Here is a 6,360-nt window from a genome sequence, read left to right as displayed (position 1 = left end):
GTCCTGACCGTCAAGGACGACACTGTCGGCCGCGCCGGTACCTACTGCTTCCGGGCCACCGGCAAGACGGGGTACCTCACCCTCTCGCTCCCCCGAGTCTTCGCACTGGAAGCCACAGACCACCCCTTCAGCGCCGACCTCACCGCCAATGGTGAGACAACGACGGTCGACGTCGCCCAGAACGGCTTCGAGTCCGTCGGTGAAGGCACCGTCGGCGGCGCCCGCTCCGTGCTGGTCGAGATCCGCGTCACCGGATGACCTGGCACCGACCCTCCCCGTCCTCCGCCTTTCTCCGGTTCGCAACCCTATGAAGGAACTTCACGTGCCTGTCAGACCCTCTCGCAGAGTGCGGGCCATATCGCTGGTGGCCGCAACGGCCGCGGCCGGTGCACTCACCCTCGGCTCCCCGGCCCAGGCCCTCGTCGGTGACGCGGTCGCCGACCACACCTACACCTTCACCGCGAAGATCCAGATCGGTGACGGCGACACGAGCCGCGCCTGCACCGGCTCCCTCGTCGACGCCCAGTACGTCCTCACCGCCAGCAGCTGCTTCGCGGCCGCCGGACAGCCCGCCTTCCCGATACCGGCCGGTGCACCGGCCGAGAAGGCCACGGCCACCATCGGCCGTACGGACCTGACCGGCACCACGGGCAAGGTCGTCGAGATCACCGAGCTGGTGCCCCGGGCCGACCGCGACCTGGTCATGGCCAAGCTCGCCGAACCGGTCACCGACATCGCCCCCGTGGTACTCGCCACCACCGGGCCGGTAGCCGGTGAGACCTTGCAGGCTGTGGGCTACGGTCGCACCGCGAACTCCTGGGTTCCTGACCGCCTGCACGCTGGGGCCTTCGCCGTGACGCAGGCCGATACCACCACCGTCGCGGTCACCAGGGACGACGGCAGTATCTGCAAGGGTGACGCGGGCGGTCCCGCGCTGCGCGAGAAGGACGGCAAGGCCGAGCTCGTCGCCGTCCACAGCACGTCCTGGCAGGCCGGCTGCCTCGGCTCCGACGAGACCCGCAACGGCGCCGTGGAGACCCGACTCGACGACATCACGGAATGGGTCAAGCAGGTCCGCGCCCTGCCCGGTGAGTCCCAGGTCGCCTCCGGTGACTTCAACGCGGACGGCAAGGAGGACATCGCCGCCTTCTACGACAACGGCACTTCGCCCGAGGGCAAGAACCGGTCGTCGCTGTTCGCCTTCTACAGCACCGGCACTGGCTTCGCCGCCCCCAAGAACGTATGGAGCACGCCCGGCGGCTTTACGTGGGCGTCCAGCAAGCTGACCTCGGGCGACTTCGACGGTGACGGCAAGGACGACGTCGCCGTCTTCTACAACGGCGGGTCCTCGGACACCGGAGCCGTCTCCTCGCTCTACACCTTCACCAGCACCGGCACCGGCTTCAAGGCCCCCCGCAAGACATGGACCACCCCCGGCGGCTTCACGTGGGACCGGAGCAAGGTGACGTCGGGCGACTACAACGGTGACGGCAAGGACGACGTCGCCGTCTTCTACGACGGCGGGTCCTCGGACACCGGCAATATCTCTTCCCTCTACACCTTCACCAGCAACGGCACCGCCTTCAACAACCCCCGCAAGACATGGACCACCCCCGGCGGCTTCACATGGTCCGCCGGCCAGGTCACCTCGGGCGACTACAACGGTGACGGCAAGGACGACGTCGCCGTTCTCTACAACGGAGGCAAGTCCACCGACGGCAAGTTCATCTCCTCGCTCTACACCTTCACCAGCGACGGCACGAACTTCGCCTCCCCCCGCAAGTCCTGGACCAGCAGCGGATCCTTCAACTGGAGCGCCAGCAAGCTGACCTCCGGCGACTACAGCGGAGACGGCAGGGACGACGTAGCCGTCCTCTACAACCGGGGCACCACGGCAGAAGGCGTCCACCAGTCCGCGCTCTTCACCTTCACCAGCGATGGCACCAACTTCGCAGCACCCCGCGAGGTCTGGGCGAGCACCAGCTCCTTCAGCTGGGCCGCCAGCCAGCCCGTCTCCGGCGACTTCAACAAGGACAGCAAGGACGACATCGGCGTCCTCTACCGCTCCGGGACGACCGCAGACGGCCGACGCATCGACTCCCTGTTCACCTTCACCAGCACCGGGACCGACATCAAGGCACCGGTCAAGCACTGGACCGGATCCGTCGTCTGACGGGCTCACCGCATATGCCCAAACCCACCATTCGCACGTAGAGCTCACGCCACACCGCTTGGGCGGGGGCCGACCAGGCCCCCGCCCAATTGCTTGAGTGCGTTGTGGCAAACCGGATCTCGTTCGAGGTGTGCGGCGCGGGTGGCTATCTGGACAGAGTTACGGGTGCGGCCGCGGGCATGAAAGAACGGGCCCCTTGGTAGTGACGCGGATACGACACCCAGCACGACCAAGGAAGCGACCATGATCTTCAGCAGAGAAGACGTGGCCCACCACGGAGGGGTTCCGCAAGCCGACGCTCAAACCCTTCATCCGGCCGGTTGCATGCTCCACACGGGTGCTGTCACGTTGTTGGGTTGCAGGTGCCTGACGGTGCGTCGTGGCCTGGTGGGGCCCGCAATCCGGGCCTGTGGTCAGGCCGTGGTGGGCCGGCCGGCAGCGCCGGTGACCTGGTCCCAGATCGCGAAGCGGACGGTCATCTCGGCTCGGTGGTCGGAGGCTGTCATCAGGTGGCGGTGAGGGCGGAAGTGGGGTGAGATGCCGCTGAACGCGGACAGGAACCGCTGGGCCCCGCCGACGGAGCGGAATCCCTTCATGGCGCGTTCGCGCTGCCGCGTGGGCTGATGACTGTTCTCCGCCCGGTTGTTCAGGCCCTTGTGGGAACGGTGTTCCACCGAGGGCATGACCTCGCGGTGCGCCGCGCCGTAGGAACGGAGCTTGTCGGTGACGACCACCCGCGGCACCGTACGGGTCTTCTTCATCAGGCGGCGGAAGAAGCGTCCTGCCGCGGCCTTGTCCCGGCGGCTCTGCAGGAGGATGTCGAGCACGTTGCCGTCCTGGTCGACGGCCCGCCACAGGTACTTCTGCTCTCCGTTGATCTTCACGAAGACCTCGTTCAGGTGCCACTTGTCCCCGGGCCGTGGCCGACGGCGGCGCAGTCCGTCCGCGTAGGCCTGCCCGAACTTGGCGGACCAGCGGCGGATGGTCTCGTAGGAGACGATGACGCCGCGCTCAAGCATCAGCTCCTCGACCTCGCGGAAGGACAGCGGGAAGCGGAAGTACAGCCATACCGCGTGCGCGATCACCTCCACCGGGTACCGGTGGCCCTTGTACGACGGCGACGCGGAAGACACGAACGAATCCCTCCCCGGCACGACCAACCAGAAGATCATCCCACCCGGCCAGTCAACGTGACAGTGCCCTCCATACACCGGGCCGCAGGGATGTCATGGCTGATCCCCGGGGCCTGCGGGGTGGTGTGATGGCCAGCTCCGTCCGTTGCCAAGCGGTCAGGGTTAGCGGCCCTTTGCTGGCCATCACTGACGCCCAGCCCCACGGGCAGGCAACACCTTGCCTTGGCTGGGCGTGAGGTCCCTGCCCGCGGGCTCCGGCCCCTTGCACCGCAGGCAGATCGCCGGTCGCGTGCGGAAGGTGCCTGCCGACAGCGGGGTGCCTCGTTCGGGTGAGGTGCATGTTCGTTGGCGAACCGGGTCGTACAGGGGTGCGTCGGTCAAAGCATGACGGAGATCAACGAGCTGCACCTGAGTGAATCCGGCTTGGTGGTACTGGACATCGCAGCCCGCGATGAAGCCACGCTGATGACCGTGATGGCGGATCTTCAGGAGCGTTGGGCGACTTCCGGGATCAGCGGTGTGCAGCGGGTTCCCGGCGAGCCGGGAGTCCGAGTCCGGGTGTACGCGGACGTCCGACGCCCTGGGACCGGGTCCGCGAACGCCTTCTGAGCGGTCGGCGGTTCGTGGGTGGTGGGGCCGGAATACCAAGATCGAGACCCGAATGGGTGCTCTTATCGGAATTGCATGCCGATTGCCCGTCTAGTGCCGACGAAACTGTCCGATCGGCCCGGACTTCTATAGGAAATGGGAGCAAATGTCCGAATGGCATTGGGCAGAGCGTGTCATTACGCTCACGGAGCGCGAACCCACTCTTCTCACGGACCTGGGTTCGCGCTCCCAATGTGATGACGACCCAGGAGGTCTCTATGCCTTCGTCCCCGGATCACCCGCGAGTCAAACGCCTCTGGCGCCGACTCGCAGGCGACAGTAACAAACAGGTCGCGGCCGACGACATGCCTGTCAACAGTGCGGCAGCCACGGGCAACACCCCCCAGCCCTCACCTGCCGCCGCGGGCATCGCCTTTCCGCCACTGCTCATCGTCCCCGGATCGCCCGGATACGCGGCCCTGGCCCTCATGTTGGTCCCGGTGACCCTGTGGGTGTTCGTCGTGTGGATGAGTACGCGCGGCGGTTCGAAGTCCCGCTGACGAAATCTCAGCAGTGACCCGGGCTCGTTTCCCCGACGAAACGGCCGGGCGGGCACCGCTTTTCATCACGTTACCCGGGCGGCGGAATCCCTTTCGTCGCCCGGGCCGGACCTGGCAGAGAGCGAAACCATGGGGAACACTTTTTCGTCGGACCACTGTAAACAGTGCGGGGGCAGGCGGACGCTGCAGCACACCGGGCGTCCCGGCGAGTACTGCAGCACCAAATGCCGGCAGGCGGCCCACACGGAGCACCGCAAAGGACTTCCTCCCGATACATCCGAGTTCGACCACTTCCTTCACGGCGAGCTGGACGCCGCGTGTGCAGAGATCCGCGACCTGCAACGCGCCCTGCGTACTTCGGCCTCGGCAGTCGAGCAGCCGCTGGAACGCCTGCTGCAGTTACAGCGGCGCATCGACCAGCTGACCCCGACCGTGGTGGGCCGCACAAAGCGCCTGGGCGCGTCGTGGGAGGTGATAGGCCAGCTGCTCGGTATGAACAAGGACACCGTGCGCAAGAAGTACAACTCCTCGGTCGTACAGCGCGCGCTGACCCGCGCGCACGTCAAGGGACTCACGGCCCGGGCCACGCCGCGGCACATCCCGGCGGCCGTCCCGGAACCGCCCGCTGAATCCTTCCCGCCCCAGCCTCTCGCCGTGCGCGCGGCACCCCTCGACGACGCCGCCGACAGCGAGAGCGAGAGCGCCGACCCCTCACCAGACACGGGACTGGCCCCCGGCCCGGGAGACTTCGCCTGCGTGCTGAGCAACCTCCAGCGTGCCTCCCAGTACAGCCTGCGGACACTCAGCAAGAAGACCAAACTCTCCCCCAGCTTTCTCTCCCGGACCATGAACGGCGAACGCTTCCCGAGCTGGCAGGCAACAGCCTCGATCGCCCGTGCCTGCGGCGCCGACCCCGAGGCCCTCAGAAAGGTCTGGGAAGACGCCGACGCCCGCCGCAGCCGCAAGTCACAGCCCGAGACACTCGCCTCCGCCCTTCGCTACCTGCACCAACGGGCAGGAAGCCCCACCCCCTGGTCGATGTCCGTCAACAGCGGCCACGCCCTGGCCCAGGACCGCATCACCGACCTCCTCGACGGGACCACAACCGGCACCTGGGAAGACGTCCAGGCGCTCGTCCAGACGCTCGACGGGGAGCCCACCTACTTCAAACCCCTCTGGCAACAGGCCACCACCGAACACACCACCCCCACACCAGCCCCAGCGCCACAAACCCCCGACCAGGGAACCACCAGCCGGATCGAAGAACTCATCACCGCCTTCGGCAACGTCCTGGGCACCACCACCCGCCCCACCACCCCCCGACGCCCCCTGCCCGCCCCCATCCGGGCCGCCACCACCTGGGCCAGCCGATGACCTGACCCTCAGACGCCACACGCGCTGAGGAGCCGGCCCCGGCCAGGCTGGCTCCTCTCACATCCGCAGCCAGCGCCCGAGCCGGACCGGCGCGAGCAGGGCTCCCTTTGCCATCGACGCGGAAGCCTCCGCACGACTGTCAGAGCATGTCTGAAAGATCGTGTAAGTCCGTGATGTGACAGGCTGGCCGGGGCCCTGACCTGGGCTTTGACCAGCCGGGACGGACGGACATGAACGACAACGAGATCCCGCCGTTGAACCGGTCGAGGACGACCTCGTGGATGAGGTCGTCGAGCGGCTGATGGACCGCGCCGACGCCTCGGGTGCTGCCCTGCTGGGTGAGGGCGGGCTGCTGACGGAGGTGACCCGGGCCGTGCTGGAGCGGGCCCTGGACGCGGAGATGACCGACCACCTCGGATACGAGAAGCACGATCCCGCGGGCCGCGGCTCGGGCAACAGCCGCAACGGCACATCGCCGAAGACGGTGCTGACGGATGCCGGGGCGGTCACGCTGGCCGTTCCGAGGGACCGT

The 6,360-nt window shown here is 67.5% G+C and carries 7 protein-coding genes; 6 read left to right on the top strand and 1 reads right to left on the bottom strand.

Features of this window, described 5'->3' with window-relative positions; translation table 11 throughout:
* Positions 1 to 258 (top strand): hypothetical protein (locus tag ACIPEK_RS46020; RefSeq protein WP_402008857.1); only part of this gene is annotated, 258 nt, incomplete at its 5' end.
* A gap of 64 nt (positions 259 to 322) precedes the next feature.
* Positions 323 to 2,173, top strand: coding sequence for an FG-GAP-like repeat-containing protein (locus ACIPEK_RS46015; RefSeq protein WP_402008854.1), 1,851 nt, complete (start codon positions 323 to 325; stop codon positions 2,171 to 2,173).
* Positions 2,174 to 2,586: 413 nt separating this feature from the next.
* On the opposite strand, the gene ACIPEK_RS46010 is transcribed toward ACIPEK_RS46015, so the two are convergent.
* Complete coding sequence (locus ACIPEK_RS46010) at positions 2,587 to 3,345, bottom strand: IS6 family transposase (protein WP_402008851.1); 759 nt, start codon at positions 3,343 to 3,345, stop codon at positions 2,587 to 2,589.
* Positions 3,346 to 3,690: 345 nt separating this feature from the next.
* On the opposite strand from ACIPEK_RS46010, the gene ACIPEK_RS46005 reads away from it, so the two are divergent.
* The 4 genes from ACIPEK_RS46005 to ACIPEK_RS45990 all read left to right on the top strand — a co-directional run.
* Positions 3,691 to 3,915, top strand: coding sequence for a DUF6207 family protein (locus tag ACIPEK_RS46005; protein WP_402008849.1), 225 nt, complete (start codon positions 3,691 to 3,693; stop codon positions 3,913 to 3,915).
* A 344-nt stretch (positions 3,916 to 4,259) separates the two neighbouring features.
* The gene (locus ACIPEK_RS46000) at positions 4,260 to 4,454 is read left to right on the top strand and encodes a hypothetical protein (protein WP_402008846.1); all 195 of its coding nucleotides are present in this window, start codon (positions 4,260 to 4,262) and stop codon (positions 4,452 to 4,454) included.
* A 129-nt stretch (positions 4,455 to 4,583) separates the two neighbouring features.
* On the top strand, positions 4,584 to 5,828 hold the full coding sequence (locus tag ACIPEK_RS45995; RefSeq protein WP_402008843.1) for a helix-turn-helix domain-containing protein: 1,245 nt from the start codon (positions 4,584 to 4,586) through the stop codon (positions 5,826 to 5,828).
* Positions 5,829 to 6,129: 301 nt separating this feature from the next.
* Positions 6,130 to 6,360 (top strand): transposase (locus tag ACIPEK_RS45990; protein ID WP_402008860.1); only part of this gene is annotated, 231 nt, incomplete at its 3' end.

The sequence above is a fragment of the Streptomyces sp. NPDC088246 genome (assembly GCF_044741025.1).
In the GTDB taxonomy this organism is placed as follows: domain Bacteria; phylum Actinomycetota; class Actinomycetes; order Streptomycetales; family Streptomycetaceae; genus Streptomyces.
Note: the sequence above shows the minus strand (reverse complement) of the source record. Positions and strands in the feature narration are given on the sequence as shown.